Origin of the sequence: Marinifilum sp. D737 (genome assembly GCF_026672275.1) — a bacterium.
Lineage (GTDB): Bacteria > Bacteroidota > Bacteroidia > Bacteroidales > Marinifilaceae > Marinifilum.
On record NZ_JANQCD010000040.1, the window covers coordinates 14,642 to 37,883 of the forward strand.

General features: G+C 33.2%; 19 protein-coding genes. 8 read left to right on the forward strand and 11 right to left on the reverse strand.

Going from position 1 to position 23,242, the window contains the following annotated elements; all coding sequences use genetic code 11:
• Window positions 1–79: 79 nt before the first annotated feature.
• From NQ163_RS17830 to NQ163_RS17840, 3 genes are all read right to left on the reverse strand, one after another.
• Window positions 80–904: a hypothetical protein gene (locus tag NQ163_RS17830; protein ID WP_268191691.1), complete on the reverse strand. Its 825-nt coding sequence runs from the start codon at window positions 902–904 to the stop codon at window positions 80–82.
• 161 nt (window positions 905–1,065) lie between these two features.
• Window positions 1,066–1,533, reverse strand: a complete 468-nt coding sequence (locus NQ163_RS17835; RefSeq protein ID WP_268191692.1) for a toxin-antitoxin system YwqK family antitoxin — start codon at window positions 1,531–1,533, stop codon at window positions 1,066–1,068.
• A 10-nt stretch (window positions 1,534–1,543) separates the two neighbouring features.
• Complete coding sequence (locus NQ163_RS17840; RefSeq protein ID WP_268191693.1) at window positions 1,544–1,915, reverse strand: carboxypeptidase-like regulatory domain-containing protein; 372 nt, start codon at window positions 1,913–1,915, stop codon at window positions 1,544–1,546.
• 227 nt (window positions 1,916–2,142) lie between these two features.
• Between NQ163_RS17840 and NQ163_RS17845 the strand changes: the two genes are divergently transcribed.
• Window positions 2,143–2,853, forward strand: coding sequence for a ComF family protein (locus tag NQ163_RS17845; RefSeq protein ID WP_268191695.1), 711 nt, complete (start codon window positions 2,143–2,145; stop codon window positions 2,851–2,853).
• Between the two features lie 219 nt (window positions 2,854–3,072).
• Here the strand turns inward: NQ163_RS17845 and NQ163_RS17850 are convergent, their stop codons facing one another.
• A complete protein-coding gene (locus NQ163_RS17850) occupies window positions 3,073–3,780 on the reverse strand; it encodes a response regulator transcription factor (RefSeq protein ID WP_268191696.1) in 708 nt (235 codons plus the stop codon).
• 24 nt (window positions 3,781–3,804) lie between these two features.
• Window positions 3,805–4,842, reverse strand: coding sequence for a sensor histidine kinase (locus NQ163_RS17855; protein ID WP_268191697.1), 1,038 nt, complete (start codon window positions 4,840–4,842; stop codon window positions 3,805–3,807).
• 666 nt (window positions 4,843–5,508) lie between these two features.
• Between NQ163_RS17855 and NQ163_RS17860 the strand changes: the two genes are divergently transcribed.
• Window positions 5,509–8,235, forward strand: a complete 2,727-nt coding sequence (locus NQ163_RS17860; protein ID WP_268191698.1) for a TonB-dependent receptor — start codon at window positions 5,509–5,511, stop codon at window positions 8,233–8,235.
• Window positions 8,236–8,276: 41 nt separating this feature from the next.
• Entirely contained in the window at window positions 8,277–10,529 is a 2,253-nt protein-coding gene (locus NQ163_RS17865; protein ID WP_268191699.1) for a hypothetical protein, read from the forward strand.
• A gap of 163 nt (window positions 10,530–10,692) precedes the next feature.
• Here NQ163_RS17865 and NQ163_RS17870 read toward each other — a convergent pair whose 3' ends face one another.
• Entirely contained in the window at window positions 10,693–11,085 is a 393-nt protein-coding gene (locus NQ163_RS17870; protein WP_268191700.1) for a rhodanese-like domain-containing protein, read from the reverse strand.
• A gap of 214 nt (window positions 11,086–11,299) precedes the next feature.
• Complete coding sequence (hemW, locus tag NQ163_RS17875; protein ID WP_268191701.1) at window positions 11,300–12,436, reverse strand: radical SAM family heme chaperone HemW; 1,137 nt, start codon at window positions 12,434–12,436, stop codon at window positions 11,300–11,302.
• A gap of 274 nt (window positions 12,437–12,710) precedes the next feature.
• Here hemW and NQ163_RS17880 point away from each other — a divergent pair, with 274 nt between their 5' ends.
• Window positions 12,711–13,430 (forward strand): head GIN domain-containing protein, encoded by a 720-nt coding sequence (locus NQ163_RS17880; protein ID WP_268191702.1) that lies wholly within the window; start codon window positions 12,711–12,713, stop codon window positions 13,428–13,430.
• Window positions 13,431–13,535: 105 nt separating this feature from the next.
• Here NQ163_RS17880 and NQ163_RS17885 read toward each other — a convergent pair whose 3' ends face one another.
• A complete protein-coding gene (locus tag NQ163_RS17885) occupies window positions 13,536–17,696 on the reverse strand; it encodes a phosphodiester glycosidase family protein (protein WP_268191703.1) in 4,161 nt (1,386 codons plus the stop codon).
• A 163-nt stretch (window positions 17,697–17,859) separates the two neighbouring features.
• Here NQ163_RS17885 and NQ163_RS17890 point away from each other — a divergent pair, with 163 nt between their 5' ends.
• On the forward strand, window positions 17,860–18,288 hold the full coding sequence (locus tag NQ163_RS17890; protein ID WP_268191704.1) for a VanZ family protein: 429 nt from the start codon (window positions 17,860–17,862) through the stop codon (window positions 18,286–18,288).
• Here the strand turns inward: NQ163_RS17890 and NQ163_RS17895 are convergent.
• Together NQ163_RS17895 and NQ163_RS17900 are read right to left on the reverse strand one after the other, a co-directional pair.
• Window positions 18,283–18,726: an RrF2 family transcriptional regulator gene (locus NQ163_RS17895; protein ID WP_110363947.1), complete on the reverse strand. Its 444-nt coding sequence runs from the start codon at window positions 18,724–18,726 to the stop codon at window positions 18,283–18,285. The genes NQ163_RS17890 and NQ163_RS17895 overlap by 6 nt on opposite strands.
• Before the next feature lie 132 nt (window positions 18,727–18,858).
• Window positions 18,859–19,296 carry an RpiB/LacA/LacB family sugar-phosphate isomerase gene (locus NQ163_RS17900; RefSeq protein ID WP_268191705.1) on the reverse strand — a complete coding sequence of 146 codons (438 nt, stop codon included), beginning with the start codon at window positions 19,294–19,296 and terminating at the stop codon, window positions 18,859–18,861.
• Between the two features lie 752 nt (window positions 19,297–20,048).
• Here NQ163_RS17900 and NQ163_RS17905 point away from each other — a divergent pair.
• The 3 genes from NQ163_RS17905 to NQ163_RS17915 all read left to right on the forward strand — a co-directional run bounded on the left by NQ163_RS17905 (window position 20,049) and on the right by NQ163_RS17915 (window position 21,898).
• Complete coding sequence (locus tag NQ163_RS17905) at window positions 20,049–20,432, forward strand: response regulator (RefSeq protein WP_120238003.1); 384 nt, start codon at window positions 20,049–20,051, stop codon at window positions 20,430–20,432.
• Between the two features lie 101 nt (window positions 20,433–20,533).
• Entirely contained in the window at window positions 20,534–21,556 is a 1,023-nt protein-coding gene (gene ruvB / locus NQ163_RS17910) for a Holliday junction branch migration DNA helicase RuvB (protein ID WP_268191706.1), read from the forward strand.
• Between the two features lie 12 nt (window positions 21,557–21,568).
• Complete coding sequence (locus NQ163_RS17915; protein WP_268191707.1) at window positions 21,569–21,898, forward strand: hypothetical protein; 330 nt, start codon at window positions 21,569–21,571, stop codon at window positions 21,896–21,898.
• Between the two features lie 51 nt (window positions 21,899–21,949).
• On the opposite strand, the gene NQ163_RS17920 is transcribed toward NQ163_RS17915, so the two are convergent.
• Window positions 21,950–22,813 carry a sensor histidine kinase gene (locus tag NQ163_RS17920; protein ID WP_268191708.1) on the reverse strand — a complete coding sequence of 288 codons (864 nt, stop codon included), beginning with the start codon at window positions 22,811–22,813 and terminating at the stop codon, window positions 21,950–21,952.
• Window positions 22,814–23,242 lie beyond the last annotated feature (429 nt).

Genomic DNA, 23,242 nt, shown 5'->3' on the forward strand with positions numbered 1-23,242 from the left:
AAAACGAATGCCAATTTAAATAATATCGGTAAATAATCATAATCCGAATTAGTATGAATAGAAGAATGACAATTGTTTCTTACTGCTTTACAAAGTTATAGGTAATTGTCCCAATCTGAGTTTGTGGACTTGTATTACTTACATTGAATCTTGATCGATTGGTTGCATCCAAAGCAGCCTCGAACAAACAATCGTCCTGAACACTGCATTGATCTTTTACTATTTTAGATTCAACCACTCTTCCACTACGGCTAACACCGATTTTTACAACAATTTTACCTTCGCCTTCGCACTTAAAAACCGGAATGGGTAAATAGATCTTATGACGTCCCTCAAGACTATAATAAACACTACTTGGACCACTATATTCTATACTTTGCAATGAGTCCAAAACTCTTTGTTTTTCTCTGGCTTCAGCAATGCTTAAACTATCCTTTTTATATTCGTTTAAGCCATCCTTGCCTTCGGAAGTGTCATCGGATCCATACTCATCCAAATTCTTCTTAATCTCATCAATCATATCCTCCACCTTCTGTTTAGGATCGGAATTTGATTTTTTAACATTTTGGTTTACGGCAATTGATCGCAGAAGTTTGTCTACACTTTCGTTTATTTCAGATTTTTTTTCTTCGATCTCTTTCTTAATCTCTTCTTCTTTCTCTTCCAGAATTTGTTCGACTATTTCCTGCGGGATATCAATAAAAATTTCTGCCTCGAGAAACTCTCTCTTGGTGTGAAGTTTAAAGGAAAACAGAAGAATTAAAAGAATCATGTGAAAGGCTAAAGTACCCATCACACCATATTTATTTCTCTTTAAGAATCCCTGAAATTCAGATACCACATAAGGAACAAATTCTTTGATTTGTTCAACCAATATTTTTCCTATTTCAGAAAGTGATTTCATATTTCTTATATCCTAAATTCTTAAAGCTTCTGCAATATTAACGAATCTTATTCAAAATTATTAAGAAATAAACGGGACACCAAGCCTAATTACTCTAAAAAGAAGAAAGCCGCCTAATAAAATTAAGCGACTTTCAAAAAAACTTCTATCATCTTATTTTACTAAAACTTCCGTTCTTTAATTAAATTGCCTTCAGCATCCCAAATGAACCAAGTTCCGACCTTCTTGCCTTCGTAATACTCCATTTCATAGCGCTTTACGCCATTATCGTCCCAAATGTGCCACATGCCGTGCTTTTTATTCTTTTTGTAATTTGCTTCGGCAATTTTAACTGATTTATCATTCCAGGTAATCCAGGTTCCATCCATTAAACCTTTTACATAGGATCTGACTTCCTGAATTTTTTCATTTTCGAAGTAAAGAGTAATTTTCCCATTTCTCTTTCCTTCTTCAATATTCATTTCGATTCTTTTTACACCACTTTCATAAAATTCGGTATATGTTCCGGTGTATAAATCTCCATTTGTAGTGTAATATAATCCCTCTATCTCTTCAATGCTTTGAGAAAAAGAGTGATTCGCAACCAGGCAAAACAGTATGCCAAAGATTACTCCAAGTCTTTTTATCATTTACTCTTTATTAGTCCTTTTTAAGTACCAGGCGAATTACATTGTTCTTGCCGCTTACGTTTACTTCTTTCATTTTATTATCGGTGTATGAAATGTAGCTAGACAAAACATTGTATTTTCCAGGAACTACATTGTCAATTTTAAAGTTACCGTCAAAATCGGTATACACAGTTTCTTTCGATCCTTCAAAACGGATAGCTACACCAACCAATGCTTCACCGGTTTGGTTATCCAAAACTACACCTGAAAGACTTGTTGTTTCAATGGCTGCCAATTCTGTTGCTTCTATTTCTTTGTCACCATTAGGTGTAACTACTTTGATTGCCTGACTTTCTAGTCCAACAACAAGTAATGCGATAAAAAGGAAAACAAGCTTTTTCATTGTTTCTAAATTTTATGTTTTAGTAATAAATCCTCTAATTATTATTCAAATTTCTTTCTCAATAATGAACTTAATTTGTTTATCTTTAATTGAAATCAAATTATATTTTTGATTTACTGATTAATAACACTACAAAAATAAGCTGGCATTTTTTAATCTTGATTAGAAGAAGCTTATCAAAACCTTAAGTGTTGGTTAACTTTTTATTGAGATAATATTACAAAAGGATGATTTCTCAGTTAAATAGCAGGATATCTGGAATATGGGGTGATTTTATTAATCTGTTTTATCCCAACATTTGTCAGTCGTGTGGTAATGTTTTATTTAAAAATGAGCATGCCATTTGCAGTCGTTGTTTGTATCAAATTCCTAAAACCGATTTTCACCTACAGAAAAATAATCCTGTTTCAATTCTTTTCTGGGGAAGAGTAAAAATAGAATATGCAAGTTCTTACTTTACATTTGCCAAAGGAAGTAAGTTTCAAAAACTAATTCACAAACTGAAATATCATCACAGAACTGATATTGGTATTGAACTTGGAAAACAGCTTGCCCACCAATTAAAAAACTCAAAGTTTTTTGATGATATTGATCTCATTGTGCCGGTTCCATTACATCCAAAAAAACAGAAAATTCGTGGATACAATCAAGCAGAAGTAATTGCCAAAGGAATGAGTGAAATTATGAAACTTGAGGTAAATATTTCAAATCTTTACCGTTCAGTTCATACCCAATCGCAAACCAGGAAATCTAAATTGGAGCGTTGGGAAAATGTTGATAATATATTTAAGCTTCATAAAACCAAGTTGTTTGAGGAAAAACATATTTTGTTGGTTGATGATGTTGTAACAACTGGTTCTACCCTGGAAGCATGTGCACAAGCAATTTTAGAAGCAAAAGGTAGCAAAGTAAGTATTGCTACCTTGGCATATGCTTAATTCAGACCTAGCCTAATCTTATAATGATGTATGTTCGATTGAAACAATATCATATAAGTATCTGCTAGATTTACTAAAGCTTTTAGCTTTCAAATTACTGAATTGACTTTTTAAAAGCCAACGGCTAAGTACTAAGAGCCAATAGCTTGACCCTTTACATCTATGTGATGAAAATAATAAGCAATAAGGGCATCTCATGTAGAACTGATATCAAATAGATTAATTTCCTGCGTCAACAAATTTATAACCTACTCCTTTTACCGTTTGAATGTAATCATCTCCAATTTTCTCGCGAAGTTTTCTGATGTGAACATCAATTGTTCTATCGCCAACAATGATTTTTTCACCCCAAATTGAAGAATAAATTTCATCGCGAGTAAAAACTTTTTGTGGACGAGATACCAACAAAATCAACAATTCAAATTCTTTTCGTGGTAATGAGAATTCTTTTCCATCCTGGATAATTAAATATCTCTCACGATCAATTGAAATATTTCCAAAACTTATTAATCCATTACTTGCATTTCCTCCTTCATCGGAAACTCTTCCCGATCTTTTTAGCAATGCTTTTACTCGGCTGATAAAAACTTTTGGTTTTATTGGTTTATTAATATAGTCATCAGCTCCAGCTTCGAATCCAGCAATTTGAGAATAATCTTCTCCTCTAGCTGTTAGGAAAGAAATCAACACATCGGAAAACTCAGGAAGCGACCTTATTTTTTCACATGTTTCCATTCCATCCATTTCCGGCATCATCACATCCAAAATAATTAAATGTGGATGCAGTTTTTTTGCTTTTTCAATTGCCTCTCGACCATCTCCGGCAGTTGATACTTGAAATCCCTCTTTTTTAAGGTTATAACTTAGGAATTCCAGAATATCCGACTCATCGTCTACCAATAAAATTTTGTAGTTACTACTTTCCATTCGGTATTGGTTGTTTAGTTCTTATTATTTTGATTTATCAAGTGAAAAAGTAAAACTAGTACCTTCGCCATAGGTACTACTTACATTTATACTTTGATTGTGAGCATCAATAATATGCTTAACAATTGCAAGGCCTAAGCCCGATCCTCCCATATTTCGTGCTCTACTTTTATCTACTCGATAAAATCGTTCGAAAATACGAGGTAAATTATCCGATTCAATCCCGATACCATTGTCTCTTACTTCAATGAGCGCTTTATTATCCATACTCATCACTTCTATTGTAGTGGTACCTTTATCTTTTCCGTATTTTATCGAATTTACTATTAAATTGTTTAAAACCTGAAAGATTTCTTTCTTATCGGCGTAAACAAAATTTGGAGCATCAATGCGATGCTTAAACTGTAACTTTATTCCATTTTTCTTGGCTCGCATCTCCTGCATCTCCAGCACTTCATTTATTAGGTCACTAATATTAAATCTTTCGTAAACAAGTTTAAGTTCTCCCGATTCCAATTTTGAGATGACCTCCAAATCTTTTACAATGGTGATCATCCTATTGATACTTTTTTCTGTTCTTTCAAGGTAATTCCTGTTAATGGATTTGTCTTCAAGCCCACCATCAAGTAATGTTAGTATATAACCTTGAATATTAAAAATTGGAGTTTTCAACTCGTGAGAAACATTGCCAATAAATTCTTTTCTAAATTTCTCCTGTTTCTTAAGCTGTGCTACCAATGATCCTCTTTGTTCACTCCATTCTCTAACTTCTTTTTCAGCTTCAACAAGTACATCCGTACTCTTCACTTTATCACTTAAATCTTTATCAATTATTTGAGTATCATGAATGGTTTTATACAATATTCGAACTTTAGAATACAAAAATCGATTTACCAAAATCTTGCTAAGCTTGTAAATAATCCCTACTGATATAATGGCAAATAATATGATATAAGCAGGTTCGATTGGTAACCACAAGCCAATAGTACAAAAAATAAGCACAAGAGCTCCGGCTAAGAGACTTACAAATACACTAACCTTTGTTGAGGATATAATTTTCATCTGTTTATAATTTTCTTTCCGCTATCAGGTAGAAGCCACATGATCAAAATTATCATTAGCGTTTGTGTTTAATAATTTTTTAATCATTCTCGTTTCATTTCTTTTCTAAACTCTCATGAAAATACAGATTTCCAAGTAATTTATTGTTATCAATTAAGCGTATAAATCACACTTTTTAATATGCAGCAAATATTTAAATAAAAGTAGGATATTTTCTGAAATAGAAGTTAACTTTACGTTAATCTTATTGTATCTCAGAAGCTTAATTCTTAATTTTATCTTAACATTTCTTCAATAATTCTGTCATAACAATCCACCAAAAGAGAATTGAAAAAAAATCAAAACACAATCCAATTTTTCACCAGGAATTATAAAATTGCCTTTGTGTAATATTTCCGTAACCTTTCCTTTACTAGTTTGTAATTTACATCGTTTTACAATTGACTTACAGCTCATTTAAAAGGTAATTAAATAGCATAGTACATCCGTTTTAACTTTCTTTTCACACTCTATTTACATTTGACAAATGTCTTTAACCTCCTATTAACAAAGCGAGCTTCTTTGATAATTTTTATTTAAAACCAGCTTATTATTCTGCTCATATATCATTCCTAACATCGCAATGTGATTTGAAAGTAAAAATCGTATTGACTTATTAAGGAAAAAATGACAAAACAAGTATTATTAGTTTTATTACTAACTCTTTCTACATTTGGTTTATATGCGCAAAAGGGAAGCATTACAGGAAATGTAAAGGATGGAAAAACCGGTGAGGCATTAATTGGAGCTTCGGTTTTCGTTGATGGAACTACTTTAGGAACAGTAACCGATTTCGATGGTAATTATACCATTCCTAATATCCCTGTTGGAACAGTAACCGTAAAATGTTCTTTTATTTCTTACGAAACCTCTTCAAAAGAAAATATCAACGTAAGCAAGGGAAATTCGCAAAGTGTTGATTTTGTATTAGGAGAATCAACCATTGCTCTTGAAGATGTTAAAGTAGTTGCCAAAGCAAACAGAGAATCAGAGGTAGTTCTTTTGATCGATCAGAAAAAATCTGTAGGCATCAAACAATCAATCGGTGCTCAGGAATTGGCTACTCAAGGTATATCAGATGCATCTGCAGCTGCAACAAAAGTTAGCGGTGTTAGCAAACAAAACGATACAAAAGGGTTGAATGTTCGTGGATTGGGTGATCGTTACAATACAACTACCCTAAATGGATTGCCTCTGCCATCTAACAATGCAGAGTTCAAAAATATCGATTTGGAGCTGTTCTCAACCGAGATCATTGAATTTATCGACATAGAAAAGGTTCCGGGGGCTCATTTGTATGGAGACTTTGCAGGTGCCAATGTAAATGTTGTATCAAAAATTCATAATGGAGATCCATTTTTGAAAATTGGTTTAAAAACCGGCTACAACTCAAGTTTATCCGATGCTGACAAGTTTTATTTAGGTGATGGACCAGGCATGCTAGGTTTTGACAATTTCGATTATCAGAATAATTTGGATGTTTATGACTTCGAAACCAACTGGAATCCTGAAGAAAAAACCGTTTATCCTTTTACAGATATTTCGGTTTCGGCAGGAAAAACATTCGAATTCGAGAATTCTAAACTAAATACATTCGCAACAATTTCTTTTGATAATGAATATCAGTATAGCGATTTGTTGCAACGCCAGGTAAATGGTAGTGATTTCTTTCGAAGAGATTTATCTGGAGAACAATACAAATACATGACCCAAACAACGGGAATGTTGAATGTAAATTACAATTGGAACTCCAACAACATTTATCTGAACTCAATGTTTCTGAATACTTCAGAGCAATCACTTAAAAACCTAAGAGGGTTTATTTTCGATTTGGCTGAAGAAGGTGGTTTTGTGAGAAGATCGGAATATGAACGCAATACAGTATTGGTCAACCAGATTTTAGGAGGGCACAAATTAAATCCTAAAATGAACTTGAAATGGGGTGTAGCTTACAACACGGTTAAAAACATTATTCCCGATCGCCGACACAATACCATGGAAAATGGAACAGATAGCGAGAAGTTTTTTGCTACCAACGACCAGGCCAACAACAACCGCTATTTCCATGATTTGAAAGAGGATGATATTGCAGCGAACATTAGCTGGGATTATAAATTCGGAGAAGGTTTTGAAGATGTTGACTACAAAGGAAAACTTACTGTTGGCTACAATGGAAAATTCAAAAATAGAAGTTTTGAATCAACTCAGTTCAACCATAAAATTATAACGAATCAACTTACCAATATCAACAATATCGATTCCTATTTTAACAATGAAAATTTACAAAACGGGCTGTTCGATTTAAAGGTATTGTCAAGTAATTTTATCATTCTTTCAACCTACGACGGAGAACAAATTATTAATGCGGGTTTTGCAAACTTAGAATATCATTTCAATTCAAGATTCGTTGCATTATTAGGCCTTCGTGCTGAAAATGTATATCAGGAAATTGAATACAATACCGTATTGGGAGAAGGAAAAGAGGATTTTACCGAATTTAAAGTGCTGCCCAGTTTGTCCTTGAAATACTCATTAAGTGCTAAGACCAATCTTCGATTTGCATCAGGTATCACATATACTTTGCCTCAATTCAAAGAAACTGCCCCTTTTATTTTCGAGGGAATCACAGATGTATCTATAGGTAATCCTTATATCGAACCATCTACCAATTACAATGGCGAATTGAAATGGGAATACTTCCCAAAACCAAGTGAATTGTTATCGGTAGCAGTATTTGGAAAATACATCTCGAATCCAATAAACCGATTTGTAAGAGCATCGGCCGGAAACGAATTCACATTTGGTAATACAGGCGATTGGGCCTATGTATATGGTCTTGAATTTGAAACTAAGAAAAACATCTGGACCAAGAGTGGCGAAAACTCTTCAAAAAAATTATATGCTTCATTCAACTTTACTGTTATGGATACCAAACAAGAGCTAGATGCAGAAAAGTTAAAGGAAGAAACGGAAGGCAGGTATACTGCCAACTTTAATAAAGAAGAAGAAGATTTACAAGGATCAGCATCTTTTATAGCCAACACCAATCTGAATTATAAATACTCTTGGAAAGATGGACAAAATTCCATCACCTCTTCTTTGGTATACCGATACGAATCGGAAAGAATGTACCTAATTGGGTATTCAAGTTTAGGAAATCAAGTAGATGATGAGCTTCACAATTTAGATTTTGTCTTAAAATCGAAATTCAACAATTGGGGATTAAGTTTCTTAGCAAAAAATCTTCTTGATCAAGACATTGAAAGATTTCAAAAAAATGAAACTCAAGATTGGTTGGTTAAATCCTATAAAAAAGGAATCAAGTTCAGTTTAGGTTTATCCTACACTTTTTAAATAGTAAACAACTTCATTTTATAATTTAATTTTTAAAAACGATGAAAAAATTATTATTAGCAATGCTAGCTATATCTGTAATAACTTTCTCCAGTTGTTCAGATAGTGATGATCTAATTCCAACTCCATATCCTACTCCGGATGGCAAGTTTGATCCAACCAATTTAAAAGGTGAGATTAAAGATGGTGAAGAATACAAAATGGATGCGAGTAAAACTTACAAGCTAACAGGAGCATTGGTAGTACAATCGGGTGGTAAATTAACAATTCCTGCAGGAACTAGAATTGAAGCTACTTCGCCTACTACTAACGATGCAGATGTTCGTTATATAGCTGTTGCTCAAGGTGGAAAAATTTATATCAATGGTTCTGCTACAGCTCCGGTTGTAATGACTGCCGATAAAAAAGAAGCAGAAGCCTGGGGTGGTTTAGTAGTGTGTGGTAAAGCTCCAACAAATAAAGCAGATGCAGGTAGTGCTGGTGCCGAAGTTTCTGGTTTATCATATGGAGGTAACGAAGTAAATGATAATTCAGGTGTAATTGAATATTTACGTTTAGAATATACAGGTTACAAATACACAAATGAAAAAGAATTCAACGGTCTGTCTCTTTTTGGTGTTGGTGCTGGTACTATAGTAGACTACGTTGTTTCATACAAAGGTGGTGATGATGGTATCGAATTCTTTGGTGGATCTGTAAATGCATCTCACCTTGTTTCTGTTGATAGTGGTGATGATGGAATTGACTTTGCTGATGGATGGTCGGGTACAGGTGAGCATTGGATTGCATTAAATTCTGCAAAATCAGGTATCGAAGGATCAAACAATGGTGATAATGGTGCAGCTACACCAATGACTGATGCTACATTAAAAAACATTACCATATATGGTATGGGCGAAAAACCATTCTTCTTGAAAGAAGGTGCAGGTAAGCAAAACATCAACAATATTGTAGTTGGAGGCTTGGCAGCTGAAAAAACTCAGGCATTTTTCTACACTTCAGACGATGATACTGATGCTGCAGCAAGAATTAATGCGAGTGACATTGTGATCACAAATGTAAATTTTGTGGATATGAAGTCAGGCCAAACTAAAGCTGTTGATGGATTAACAGTTACAGAAAATGTTGAAGCCATAGGCGCTGGTAATGGTATTAACAAACCAGATTGGATGCCAGATGCATTAAATACCATTGATGGTTCTACTACCGTATTTGGTGACCCTGTTGTTGCTGAAGTAGCTTTTGAAGGTGATATCACAACTGATATTACTTTAGATGCAAACAACAAATACAAATTAACTGGTGCTGTTGTTGTTAAAGATGGTGCTAGTTTAACCATTCCTGCCGGAACTGTTATTATTGCAACTGATGTAACTGCTGAAGATACCGATGTTCGCTACATTGCTGTTGCCCAAGGTGGACAAATTTTTGTAAATGGTACTGCTGATAAACCTGTTGTTATGACAGCAGAAACTGAAGAAGCAGAATCGTGGGGAGGTTTAGTTCTTTGTGGTAAAGCTCCTACAAACAAAGCAGATGCAGGTAGTGCTGGTGCCGAAGTTTCTGGTTTATCCTATGGTGGAGATGTAGCAGATGATAATTCAGGTAGTATTTCTTATCTACGTTTAGAGTACACAGGTTACAAGTATACAAACGAAAAAGAATTCAACGGCCTTTCTCTTTTCGGTGTTGGTTCAGGTACTAAAATCGAGTATATCGTTTCATACAAAGGTGGTGATGATGGTATTGAATTCTTTGGCGGAACTGTAAATGCATCATATATCCTTTCATACGAAAGTGGCGACGATGGTATCGACTTTGCTGATGGATGGTCGGGAACAGGTGAATACTGGATGGCTTTAAATTCTGCTAAATCAGGAATTGAAGGATCGAACAATGGTGATAACGGAGCAGCTACTCCTATGACCAATGCTACTTTGAAAAAACTAACTGTTTATGGCATGGGTGAAAAACCATTCTTCTTAAAAGAAGGTGCGGGCAAGCAAAACATTGATGATATTGTAATTGGTGGTTTAGCTGACAATAAGGCTCAGGCTTACTTTTATACTTCATCAAGCGATATCGATGCAGCAGCAAGAATTACTGCTGGCGACATTGTTATTACCAATGCTAAGTTTATTGATATGGGAACTGGCAATACTGTAAAAGCAGTTGATGGTTTAACAATTACTGAAAACGAAAATGCAAGTGGTGCCGGTAATGGAAAAGGCAAGCCAAACTGGTTATCTGATGCTTTAAATACATCGTATAACGGAACAACAATTGTTCAATAATTCCTATTTTTTTTGAATAATTCAGAAATCAATAATAATATAAAGAAAGCAGGCTCAAATGGGTCTGCTTTTTTATACGATGTAATTAAACCATCCATTATTGTATGATTTTCCCATTTTACCAATGTTCTGGCTTACGAGGGGTAGTATGAAAATCCGAAAGCTATTTCTCAACTTCCATTTTTAATTCTTTCCAATAATCCAATCCATCCTCCAAAGAACAAACCTTAATTTTATATTTTTTAAATAGCATTTTACCTGCAGCAATACTTCTCTCTCCATATTTACAGTAGAGTAAATAAGTCTTCCTCTCTCCCAACGAATCGATAATCTGATACAATTTATCTGATGTTTCAGCTAAAATAGCTCCCTCAATATGTCCCTTTTTAAAATCCTTTTTTAATCGAACATCAATTACTACAGCTTGTGGGTTTAACTTGGCAACTCTTAAAAATTGTTTTGGACTTAATACCTGAACCGTATCAACTTGTGCAAATACATTCTGATTTACAATTAGCGTAAAAAATACGAACAGTGCTATTTTTAAATACTTCATATTTTAAATTCTATGTGATTTTTAGTGGATGAGTTACTAAATAGAACTTAAAGTAAAAATGTATGGTATTACTCATTTAAACTTCCATTTAATAAACTGATTAAAAACAAAAATATTATCGCACTAATACTTTAAGTACTCCAAGTATTCTAAGTACTTTAGGCACTTCTTTAGAATTCCACATTAATTCATACAGCACCATATTATTTATTCGTTAATCTTCTTCTATGTAGAAAAAATCAGACATGATATCATTGGAAATAAACACACCTTCATCGCTTAATATTAAAGCATTATTTTCTTTACGGATGTGTTTCGATTGGATATACTTTGCTGCCTTTTTTTCACAATGTCGATACAAATCATCTCCAAACTGTTCTTTCACCAAACCCAAATCCAATCCCCAATAGGTTCGAAGCGAGGTAAGAATTAAATCATTAAATCGATCAAAGAAATTTAAATCTTCCTTCTCCGAAAATTCTCCTCCTTCTTGAACGGCTTTCATGTACTTATAATTGTGTGCAATGTTCCATTCTCTTTCCGTTAAGTTATAGGAATGAGCCGAAGGACCTATTCCAAGATATTGTTTCTGCTTCCAATAACTCGAATTGTGTTTTGATATGTATCCATCTTTGCAAAAATTGGATATCTCGTAATGCGTAAAACCATTTTCGCGAGCCGAATCAATCAAGTATTTAAACTGATTAAAACTCTCCTCTTCTTCCAATTCAACCAACTGACCTTTCTCCAATTTTTTGGAAAAAACCGTATTCGGATCAAACATTAAATGATAAGAAGAGATGTGCTGAATATCTAAATCATAAACCAAATCAAGATTTTCTACCCATTTCTCCATACTTAAGCCAGGTACTCCATAAATCTGGTCTACCGAGATATTATCAAAACCAAAATCCTGTGCTCTTTTTATGGTATCGTAAGCTTCCTTGCCAGTATGTCGGCGGTTCATTAATATCAAATCTTCATCGTGAAATGATTGTATTCCCACACTTAATCGATTCACCGAAGAATTTCGAAGTTGTTCGAGGTATTTCTTTTTTAAATCGTCAGGATTGGCTTCGAGAGTAATTTCAGCATCTGCATCAATGTTCCAGTATTTCGAACACTCATCAACTAGCATTTGTATTTGATCTGGTTGATATACTGAAGGTGTTCCTCCACCAAAATATATGGTCGAAACAGATTTTTGATCCAGATAATCCTTTCTTAATTCCAACTCCATCTTAAAGCATTCCAGCATATCATTGGTAGATTGCAACGAAATACTTTTGTGAAAAGCACAATAGTGACAAAGCTGTTTGCAAAAAGGGATATGAAAATAAATTCCTGACATATTGAATTAAATTTCTTGCAAGGTAGAAGCAATTCTTTTATTTTCCATGACAGATTTTAATTTCAGAGTGAATTTTAATTGAAATGCCGAAATATAATTCGTGAGACATTTGTAGTAAAAGGAACAAATGACGCATACATTATTAATAATCGGTATAGATGAGCTTCTGTGTTTTATATTATACCTTAATGGTGCAAATTTTATTTTCATGCAACACTTTGCAATGCACCAACGTCTTTAATACAGAGAACAAAAAACATAAACCCATTGAGCTATGAAAGGATATAAAAAAATAATTTCGCCGATTTTAATTTTATTAATTAGTGTTGCCACTGCTTTACCAACTTTTGCCGATGGTATTAAAGGAAATGGTAATGTAAAATCGGAACAAAGAGAAGTTGGCAATTTTGAGACCATCAAGGTAAATGGAGCTTTTACAATCTACTTATCGCAAGATGATGATTACAGCTTAAAAGTTGTTGCCGACGAAAATTTATTGGATGTGATTACCAGTAAAATGAAAGGTGATGTTTTGTACATTACTACTGAAAAGAGCATATACAAATCGACAGAATTAAAACTTTATATTGGTTTTAAACATTTAAGCGAAATAAAAGCTAACGGTGCAATTTCTCTAAAATCTGATCAGGTTTTAAGGTTCGACGAATTAGAAATTGAAATTAATGGCGCATCATCTGCCGATTTAGAATTAACTGCAAACAGTTTAAGTATCGACAATAGTGGTGCATCAACCATAAAACTTGCTGGTAAATCAGAAGAAATTGACATTGATATTTCTGGTGCTGGTAGTGTAAATGCAATTAATATGAAAGCACTCAAAGGAACCATTGATATTAGCGGTGTTGGTAGCGGAAAAGTTCATGTATTGGAGGAGTTGAGAGTGAGTATCTCGGGAATTGGCTCAGTAAAATACAAAGGAGATCCTAAAGTAACCAGCGATATTTCATTCCTGGGAAGTTTAAAAAAATATTAGATCTAAGTATGATATCTATATAAATTAAAAAGCTCTGCATGTTTGCAGAGTTTTTTAATTTATTTACATTGCAGAGGCGGCCATAATGCCGTCATTACTTTAAAATTATTCTTTTTTGTAACCTATCACAGCATTCGAAACCGCGCGAGGTTCTGGTGGAAGCGAAAAAATATTTCGTTCGTAATTCGAATTGTATGGTGATATATTTAAAGTTTCTCCATTTACAACCAATGTTGAACTTCCGCCTGGATCGAATCCCATGGCTTTAACGATGTTGTACTTTTCCAATATTCCCGCCATATCGAAATGTGTAGCTCCCACCGATTCACGAATTCTGCCATTAATGGTTAGTACGTATAAATTACCTGTCTTATCAATTCCCACTGCAATTTTTGGACCTCTCATATCTGTAAAATCCAATCGGGCGGCTTGTGTTTTTATCGAATTCTGCTTTTTCCATCCTTCCACTTGCATATCGATACATTGCTTTCCTTTATTTAGCAACATTGGACCTGCTTCAACTGCATGTAAAATGCCCTCCAGACCATTCACCGTAATTTCAAGTTTGTCACCAACATTTGCAATTGCTGATTTGATCATTGAAAGAGGAATGCATAAAGTTAATCCAACAGGAATTTGTTTTACTTCATTTGAATCGTAAATGATTTCTTTTACTGTATTTCCCGCCAATCGATATACAATACAATCTTTCGCTGGAATCATTTCTTCTTCGTACATCAAATCGAAGTATGCACATTTGTCTTCTTCAAATTCATTGTAATTTTTAGCTTCAAATTGCAACTCAACATCATTTGTTTTTATTCTAATGCCGCTTTTACAATTTACTCTTTCAATGTCAAGCTTACCTGATTGATAAATTAACAATGCCGGCTTATTAAAGAGAGGTGTACTTAAGCACTTTCCGTTTGAGATCAGTAATCCTAAAGGAGAACCAATATAGGATTCTGGCAAACCCAACTTACCAACCAACTCAGGATTCAATATATAACCACCATTCCACGCTATTTTTGCTTGGCATTTGTGATTTTTTTCAAACTCTTTTACAAAACTTGTTACCGTTTTTGTCTGCAATGAACTAACTGCAGTAAATTCCCAATTTTCGTTATCATCTTGCACATTTGCCTTCGCCAAAATTCCATTCCATGGATATCCATCTTCATAAATTCCGGTTACATTAGAATATTCAACTTCCTTTTTTTGATTGTCGGCGTTTGAAATGTTTTCCAATACCAATTTTAATGTAGATCCCTTGGTTTGGGCATCTTGCTTTATCAATTGTAGTAATTCTTGTTCGCCTAACTTTTCGCTTAATTCGTTAAATAAATCAGAATGCAGTAAATCCGAAAAATCCTTAGCCGTTTGTACGGGAGTTGGATAAGCTAAAGTTGAACGAACTCCTGCGGGAACAAATTGAATGTATCCTGTATTGTTAGGTATTCCCATAATATTTGCTGCCAATTCGGTGGTTACTTTACCAATATGAAATCTATCCAGGTTTAATATATCTGTCATAAAAGCGGCATTTCTTCTATTCGATATTAAGTAGCCATTCTTATCCATTACTTTTCGTAATATCGATAAAGCCTTCTCTCCCATTTGAGGAATATGAATTCCTACAGTTAGAGAATCAATCGACACTACTTGCAGAATATTTTTATCATACAAAATTTTTAATTCCTGATCGAAACCACACTCAATAAATTCTCGAATATCGCTGGCAGTTGTCCAATTGGTTAAAGCTTCTTCAGGAGCAAATACATATACCTTCTCAATGTTTTTTCCCTTTAACATTTCCTCGCTTATTGGGTCGTGCATATCCATTCCCAATCGACTTTTTATGGAATTCAGAACAAAATATTCAAGCTCATATTTCACATACTTGCCCGGAAAATAGGCCAACGGAATATTCTGTTTCATTTTCTTGAAAAGGAAACTTCTATCATCAATGGAAATCATTGAAGAAGAAGTTAATTGCGAAAGGGCTAAATTTATATCTATAAAAAACCTTGACGAACCACTCACTTTTCTTCCAATACCTGGAGGCAAATGTTTCGATTTAAGAAGATTTACCATACCTGATAATTCCTGATGTGTAAAATCATGAAACAGGTAGTAGTTTTTATTTCTGTGTCGATAGGTAAAAGAATGGTCGTGTCTTATTGAAATTTCACCATTCCGCACAGCAAAAAGGTTATCTATCGAATTGTAAAAGTTATGCACTTGATCCAAACCTAAATTATCTGAATCCGGATGGTCTTCAATCTGTCGTTTAGCAAAATAAAAGGTACCTCCCCTAATTTCCTGTTCCTCCATTCTAAACGAGCTCGGATCGATTAAGGATTTCAAATAAAGCATAAAACCTAACCTTCCATAACCTGGCAAATAGTGTCTGTTTTCGGTATTAACAAGAGCTTCTACATCATCATTAGTAAATTTTACTTTTGATTTGTAATATTTGTATAGCTCTCCAACTTCGTCTAAGTTTTTCTGATTTGATTGCAGCTGCAAATAGAGTTTTTTTACAATTTCTTCTATACCCGAATTTAAAGAGTTGATGCTATACCTTTTATCAATTACTGCTTTATTATGACTTACACTTCGGTGATGAATGTGAGGAAAGAATACCTTTTCTATGGTTTCATTCACATGCGAATCAAGTATGCTTCTGCCAGTAAACTCAATAACTTTTAATCTTTCCTTCTCAGGCAGATGTTCACCTATAACTTCTGCATAAACATTTTCGGGTTGGTATCTTCTGCAAAATATTGGTACACCTGCTGCTGCTGCTTCTAAAATAGGCAAACCTCTCCCCTCTGTTTTCGATGGCAATAATATCAAGGAAGAAATACTATATAATTCAGGAATACCAATAGGGTTTTCAAAATGATTCTTAAATCTTTTTTTATCCATCTCACTAAACAAAAATCCCAAGTATACTCTTTTTCTAAATTCCGGATCAATACGTTCTAAAAGTTCTTGAAATCGTGTTAACAATTTTTGAAAATAAGGATATTGCCCTAAAGGAATTGGTCCGGTAATTAATATGGTAATTTTTAAATCCTCCGATTCTCTGATTTTCTCTTTTAAACTCTCAACTTGTAACATTTTACCAACAAGATCGAATCCCAATTCAATCCTTTTTCTTGAAATCACCCTGGTTGGTTGCAAAAAAATAATATTCTCAGACAAGAATTTATGCATCGCCTTTGTTTTGTATCCAATGTAAATGGGTTCGGGATTTTTCTTGCTCACCAATTTGTATTCCAATACATCTTTTACCGAATAGCTAATCAACGCTTTTTTGTGATATCGACTCAGCATCTTCTCCATCTGGAAAAGAGATTCTATTCTTCTTCTCTTATCAATATTGTTGTATTCGGTAGTATCAACAGCCGTTCCAATTTCAGTAACATTTGCAGGATTGTGTCCTTTATAATGTATCAGATATTCGCTTTGCTTTTTGTTAATATTTACATTCATCCACGAACGAGATTCCCATGGATATAACACCTCCAATTGTGAAAAAAATTCACCAAGATGTGAGTTCAGGAAGAAGAAGTCACGAGGCCCTTTTTTCAATCCTTTTACCTCTTTGTTAATTTCAGAATTCCCTCCTTCCCAATAAAAATCATGATTATTATTAATTACAGGAATACCCATGTATTCTGAAACCAAAACTGTAGCCAAAGCAGCGGCTACATTTCCCGGATTTGAACACAAGTTTATAAGATATAACAAGCCAATATTATTATTATCTATATACGTAGCTAGCTTTTCACAAATGGAAAGAGTTTGATCCCAAAATTTTACAATCAAAGCATTGTATTCCTTACTTCCACGTTCCAATTTGGTAAAGTAGAAATCTTTGTATAGTGTCCAATCATCAAATCCCTGCATTTCTTCAATGGCAAAGGTTTTGGTTCTTGAATCCATAATCTTAGAAGCCTCTGGATAAAATTTACCAGCGATATAATGTATTTTAATATCATCGCCAAAATTGTACCGGAATGTTTTTGCATATTTCTCTACCTCGATACTAACACCATCAATAGAATAATAAAAGGTAGAAAAAGCAATCCCTTTTTTATTAATATTAGATTTAAACCTTTCAAAACTTTGATTAAACTCAACTACCGGAATTGATTTGTTTTCCTTAAAACGATCAATAAATAATCCTAAATCAAACCATGTGTTAATTTTTTCAGAACACAACATCTCCATCATTTCAGTAGCTTTCATAGTCATAACAGGCAGAATTCAGTTTAACAAAATTTCAAATAATATTCAAATTACGAAATTCTGGTAAATTGGTCAATAGCATATTGATTCAAACATATTTATACTATGAACTTGATAACTTAAAATAGCTTGCTAACTTTGAGCAACTATTATCGATATACATAAATTTATGAAGAGAAAATTGTTCTGGCGAAATATTATTTGGGCAATAATTATATTTATTTTGTGCTCTATTCCAGGCAACGATTTACCAAAAACATCTGCCATTCACATTCCACATTTCGACAAGCTTGTTCACTTTGGAATGTTCTTTATTATGGGAATTTTTTTAATGGCAGAATTAAGTTTTCAAACCAAGTTGAAAAAATCTCAAATATTACTGATAACAATAATTTTAGTTGCTGTTTATGGTGGTACAATAGAATATTTACAACAAAATTATTTCACCAATCGTAGTGGTGATTATATTGATTTAGCAGCTGATATTTTGGGAGGGATTATGGCAATTTTACTATATCCATGGATTAAAAAACAAAAGGACTTGCTGTTAAATCGCAAGCCCTTTAGTGAAATATCTTTTCTAAAGAAAATCTTATAGAGTTATATACTCATTTGTATTTTCCATTTCGGTAATTAATTGACCAATTGTTTTTCCTTTAAACAGATCATATATCTGTTTTCTAATATGCCCAAACTGATTGTGAACAGGACAAGCTGCTTGTGCTTTATTATCGGATTTACATGGACGAATTCCAATTAAACAATTTTCAAACATATCCAATCCATCAACAATTTCCACAATATTCATCAGGGTTATTTCACTTGGATCTTTACCCATTCCAAATCCACCGTGAGGTCCTTTAGTTGATGTAAGTAACTTTTGTCTTGCAAGGCTTTGTAAAATTTTACCCAAAAATGGTGTTGGAATTTCCAGCTCCTCTGATATCTTCTTTATTCCAATTTTTTTGCCTTCTTTTGCATTTATCGACAAATAAATTACTGAGCGAATTGCATATTTACAAGTATTCGATAACATCTTTAATTTTTATTTTTACTCCACATTTATCTAACAATCAGGTCAAAGATAACAATAATTACAACTAATTAAGCATCTTTAATTCTTTAATTCCTTATTTATTATGATTCTTTTTATTAAAAAAGCCCCATATTACAAAGGAATCTTATCAATTCGCTTCTGGTGTCTGCCACCTTCAAATTCAGTATTTAGAAAGATTTTTGCAATTTCTTTTACCTCTTCAAATGAAATAAATCTAGCAGGAATACCACATACATTTGCATCATTATGCGATCTTGCCAAACCAGCAATTTCCGCAGTCCAACACAAAGCAGCACGAACTTTTTGGTGTTTGTTCGCTGTCATGGTAATACCATTTCCACTTCCACATAGAGTAAAGCCAAAATCAAACTCTCCTGCTTCAACTGCTGCAGCTAATGGATGAGCTGTATCAGGATAATCCATACTTTCTTCAGAGTTAGTACCGAAATCTTTTACTTCATATCCTTCTGCTTTCAAAATTTCAGCCAAATCATTTTTAAACTGAAATCCTGCATGATCAGCAGCCAATGCAATTCTTAGTTTTTTCATCTTATTAAAATTAGTAAAGACAGTGTTGCCTTTATGTGGTTTTTGTTCAAGTTAATTTTGGAGTACAAAACTAAGTAAATTATATGAGTTGTTTTCAAAATGACCAATTTTCCAAGCCTAAAATCAGGCATTTTGTCTAAAACTGCTTATCAAATGAATTGTTGAAACGTATCAATCTGAAATAAAATAGCTTAGCTATAACCTTTTCACTTATGAACAGATTTGTTCACATTCAGTTAACATACTGTTGATTTTTCCTTATTAAAAATTCCAAAGTATTTTTTGGAACTAACAAAATTGAAATTGTATAGAAAAATATTTCCCAGATACCAATTTTATTTTTTACCAGTGTTATCAAAGCTTTCAACCAGTTTTCAACAGGCTGTTAATATCCGCAAGAAACTAAATTATCAAAAAACATAGTTATCAACAGGAAGTTGATAAAGTATGTATTCTACTCTAATTCAAACTCCCTGTATTAACAATCTATGTTAATATCCTGTTATTAGACTATTTTATGGCAGAAAAACAATAAAATTAGTGCTCTCTTACCAACATTATTAACAGGATATAATAATCATCTTATTTTTTAGAAATTTTAAAAAAATTAATATTAATAATATGAGTGTTGATAATTGCAAAAAGGGATTAAATCAAGATTGAAATTCAACTGTGATTTGTTTGGGATGTTTACTTAATTATTTCAATGATTTTGTTATCTTGCAATCTATAGAAAATCCACACTGAAGAGAATGAGTTGGGAAGCTAAAAATTATTCAATACTTCTTGTTGAAGACAACAAATTGAATCAAACGGTAGTTAAATTTACTTTAAAGCGATATGGTTATTTAATCGATGTTGCAAATAATGGTTTGGAAGCTGTTGATATGTATAAAGAGGGAAATTATGATTTTATTTTAATGGATGTAATGATGCCAGAAATGGACGGATTAGAAGCTACGAAAATCATAAGAGAAATTGAAAATGGGCAAGAACGTATTCCAATTATTGCTCTCACAGCCGATATAATGGTCGCTAACGAAGAAAAATGTATCGAGAATGGTATGGATGCTCACTTGTCAAAACCGTTCGATGTGGACCATTTATTTAAGGTTTTGACAAATCTAGGTTTGTAATTCTCAATTCAAGGTATCTTTCACAAATTTTTAACTAGCATTGTTTACTTTTGATTAAGGATTTCTACTGGAATTAAAGATTTTCAGATTATTTTTGTCGCATGGATGATAACCTGGACATACGAAGCCATAACTTTTCGGATAAAGAAAAAGAATTAGATAATAAACTAAGACCACTTCAGTTTTCAGATTTCCGTGGACAAAAGAAAATTGTTGAGAATCTAAATGTATTTGTTGCAGCTGCAAAAATGCGTGAGGAAGCATTAGATCATGTTTTGCTTCATGGACCTCCCGGACTCGGAAAAACTACTTTATCAAATATTCTTGCCAACGAATTAGGAGTTGGATTAAAAGTTACTTCAGGACCGGTTCTCGATAAACCTGGTGATCTTGCAGGTTTGTTAACCAATTTGGAAGCAAATGATGTTCTTTTTATTGATGAGATTCATAGATTAAGTCCTATTGTAGAGGAGTATTTATACTCAGCAATGGAGGATTTTAAAATTGATATCATGATTGATAAAGGACCAGCTGCAAGATCAATTCAACTGGAATTAAATCCTTTTACTTTAATTGGAGCAACAACTCGTTCCGGATTGTTAACTTCACCACTAAGAGCTCGATTTGGTATAAATTGTCATCTTGAATATTACGATCTGCCAATATTATCTAAAATAGTTGAGCGTAGTGCAAGTATTCTTGATGTTGAGATTACTCATGAAGCAGCTGGAGAAATTGCATCAAGAAGTAGAGGAACACCTCGTATTGTAAATGCTCTTTTGCGTAGAGTACGAGATTTTGCCCAGGTAAAAGGAAACGGATCCATTGATATAGAAATTACCAAATTTTCTCTTGAAGCCTTAAATATTGATAAGCATGGTTTAGATGAAATGGACAACAGGATTTTAAATACGCTAATTGATAAATTTAGTGGAGGACCAGTTGGAATTTCTACCATTGCAACTGCAGTAGGCGAGGATAGCGGCACAATTGAGGAGGTATATGAACCATTTTTGATTAAAGAAGGATTCATTAAACGTACTCCGCGAGGAAGAGAAGTTACTCCTTTAGCTTATTCACATCTCGGAAAAAACAATTTTAGTGATCCGGAATTACTTTTCTAGAAATACTTTAAAATGAAACGATTTTTATCAATTCTTTATACGCTTGCAACGGTGTTAATTATTGTAGGCGCACTTTTTATTTTACAAGCTGAATCATATGGAGTAGCCATTTTGGCTTCGGGTGTTGGCTTAAATATAGTTTACAGAATATTTAATTTGAATACTGAAAGAATAAGTCAATTAAAATTTTCTGAACTTTTAAAAGGATTAGGAATTCTTTTAATGCTAGTTGCATGTATACTGATTTTTACAGATTTTGATCAAAAGTATAACATGATGATTTTTGCGGTTGTACTCGATGTTATTATCAATTACAAAGAAATATCACTTAAAACAAAATAGAAAAAGGAGCTTGTGACCAGCAAGCTCCTTTTAACATCCCTAGTAATTTTCCTAAATAGCAATATTCTTTCGAGTATTAGACGAAGAATATATTTCGTTAATATTTTGTTTCAATATAGCTTCAATTTTTTCTTTGAGTACAAGATTTGATTCTGAGAATTTAAATGGAATTGTGAAATAGAATATTGAACCATCTCCCAAATTTGAATCTATGTATAACTTGCCTCCAAGAAATTCAACCAATTCTTTGCTGATACTTAATCCTAAACCGGCACCTGAATGTTCTCTGGTATATGAATTATCAACTTGGGTAAACTTCTTAAATATATTTGCTTGTTGCTGATCACTGATTCCTGGTCCAGTATCTTTCACATAGAAAAGAATATTGTGTCTGTCCTGAATTGCACAACCAAAATCAATTTCTCCTGAATTTGTAAATTTCAATGCATTATCAAGGAGATAAGATAGTACTTTGGTTAGTTTTTTCTGATCAGTGAATATTTTATTATCACGTAAATCTTCGGTATAATTTAATACCAAATTTTTACCGCTCATGTTAATCTTTTGCCCGTAGGCCGAATACAATGTAACCAGTAAATCATGTACTTCAATTTCTGATTCGTTGTATTCCAATGCACCGCTTTCTAATTGCGATAGTTCGAGGATTCTATTGAATAGATCCAGTAATTCTTTACTGCTCGATGACAGTATTTTTGTAAATTCATTTCGATCCTCTTTCGATAAAGAATCATCACGAAGAAGTTCTGATGCTCCTACAATAGCATTCATGGGCGTTCGAATTTCATGCGACATATTGGCTAGAAATGCATCTTTCAGCTTCTCGGTATTTTCGAGCTGAGCGCGCGCTTCTGCTAATTGTCGTTGCAATTCTTTATATGTAGGACGTTTCTCCATTTAAATGAATTTGTCTATAATTTATTTACATTTCTTGATTATAGCCTACACTACAAAGCTCAATCAAATACATCTTTTAAAAATGCAATCATGAAAATATGGTATGGGAATTTGTTAGACTAGAATGTCTTCATTTATCGACTTATCTTGGTAACCACCAAGTGTATTGTCTTGCTCCTGAATTGTTAATTCTTCAAAGGTGTTCATATTGAATATGATAAGGAAAAAGTAAATATAAAAAATACGATCTACTTATTCAAATTTTTCTTATACCAGGATATCTTCGTTAATACATTTGTCTTGGTATCCACCTTTAATAGTTTTTAAATCTTCAGTGTTTAATACTTCAAAATTTTTCATTGCTATTTTTATTTGGTCGTTAATAACTAGGAAAATACTTTTTGGAAAATTTGGATTACTATGGGTCGA

Excerpts from the sequence above, each read along its gene's own strand:
- NQ163_RS17830 (WP_268191691.1), bottom strand. The coding sequence starts at position 904 with ATGAAATCACTTTCTGAAATAGGAAAAATATTGGTTGAACAAATCAAA.
- NQ163_RS17835 (WP_268191692.1), bottom strand. The coding sequence starts at position 1,533 with ATGATAAAAAGACTTGGAGTAATCTTTGGCATACTGTTTTGCCTGGTT.
- NQ163_RS17840 (WP_268191693.1), bottom strand. The coding sequence starts at position 1,915 with ATGAAAAAGCTTGTTTTCCTTTTTATCGCATTACTTGTTGTTGGACTA.
- NQ163_RS17845 (WP_268191695.1), top strand. The coding sequence starts at position 2,143 with ATGATTTCTCAGTTAAATAGCAGGATATCTGGAATATGGGGTGATTTT.
- NQ163_RS17850 (WP_268191696.1), bottom strand. The coding sequence starts at position 3,780 with ATGGAAAGTAGTAACTACAAAATTTTATTGGTAGACGATGAGTCGGAT.
- NQ163_RS17855 (WP_268191697.1), bottom strand. The coding sequence starts at position 4,842 with ATGAAAATTATATCCTCAACAAAGGTTAGTGTATTTGTAAGTCTCTTA.
- NQ163_RS17860 (WP_268191698.1), top strand. The coding sequence starts at position 5,509 with ATGACAAAACAAGTATTATTAGTTTTATTACTAACTCTTTCTACATTT.
- NQ163_RS17865 (WP_268191699.1), top strand. The coding sequence starts at position 8,277 with ATGAAAAAATTATTATTAGCAATGCTAGCTATATCTGTAATAACTTTC.
- NQ163_RS17870 (WP_268191700.1), bottom strand. The coding sequence starts at position 11,085 with ATGAAGTATTTAAAAATAGCACTGTTCGTATTTTTTACGCTAATTGTA.
- hemW (WP_268191701.1), bottom strand. The coding sequence starts at position 12,436 with ATGTCAGGAATTTATTTTCATATCCCTTTTTGCAAACAGCTTTGTCAC.
- NQ163_RS17880 (WP_268191702.1), top strand. The coding sequence starts at position 12,711 with ATGAAAGGATATAAAAAAATAATTTCGCCGATTTTAATTTTATTAATT.
- NQ163_RS17885 (WP_268191703.1), bottom strand. The coding sequence starts at position 17,696 with ATGACTATGAAAGCTACTGAAATGATGGAGATGTTGTGTTCTGAAAAA.
- NQ163_RS17890 (WP_268191704.1), top strand. The coding sequence starts at position 17,860 with ATGAAGAGAAAATTGTTCTGGCGAAATATTATTTGGGCAATAATTATA.
- NQ163_RS17895 (WP_110363947.1), bottom strand. The coding sequence starts at position 18,726 with ATGTTATCGAATACTTGTAAATATGCAATTCGCTCAGTAATTTATTTG.
- NQ163_RS17900 (WP_268191705.1), bottom strand. The coding sequence starts at position 19,296 with ATGAAAAAACTAAGAATTGCATTGGCTGCTGATCATGCAGGATTTCAG.
- NQ163_RS17905 (WP_120238003.1), top strand. The coding sequence starts at position 20,049 with ATGAGTTGGGAAGCTAAAAATTATTCAATACTTCTTGTTGAAGACAAC.
- ruvB (WP_268191706.1), top strand. The coding sequence starts at position 20,534 with ATGGATGATAACCTGGACATACGAAGCCATAACTTTTCGGATAAAGAA.
- NQ163_RS17915 (WP_268191707.1), top strand. The coding sequence starts at position 21,569 with ATGAAACGATTTTTATCAATTCTTTATACGCTTGCAACGGTGTTAATT.
- NQ163_RS17920 (WP_268191708.1), bottom strand. The coding sequence starts at position 22,813 with ATGGAGAAACGTCCTACATATAAAGAATTGCAACGACAATTAGCAGAA.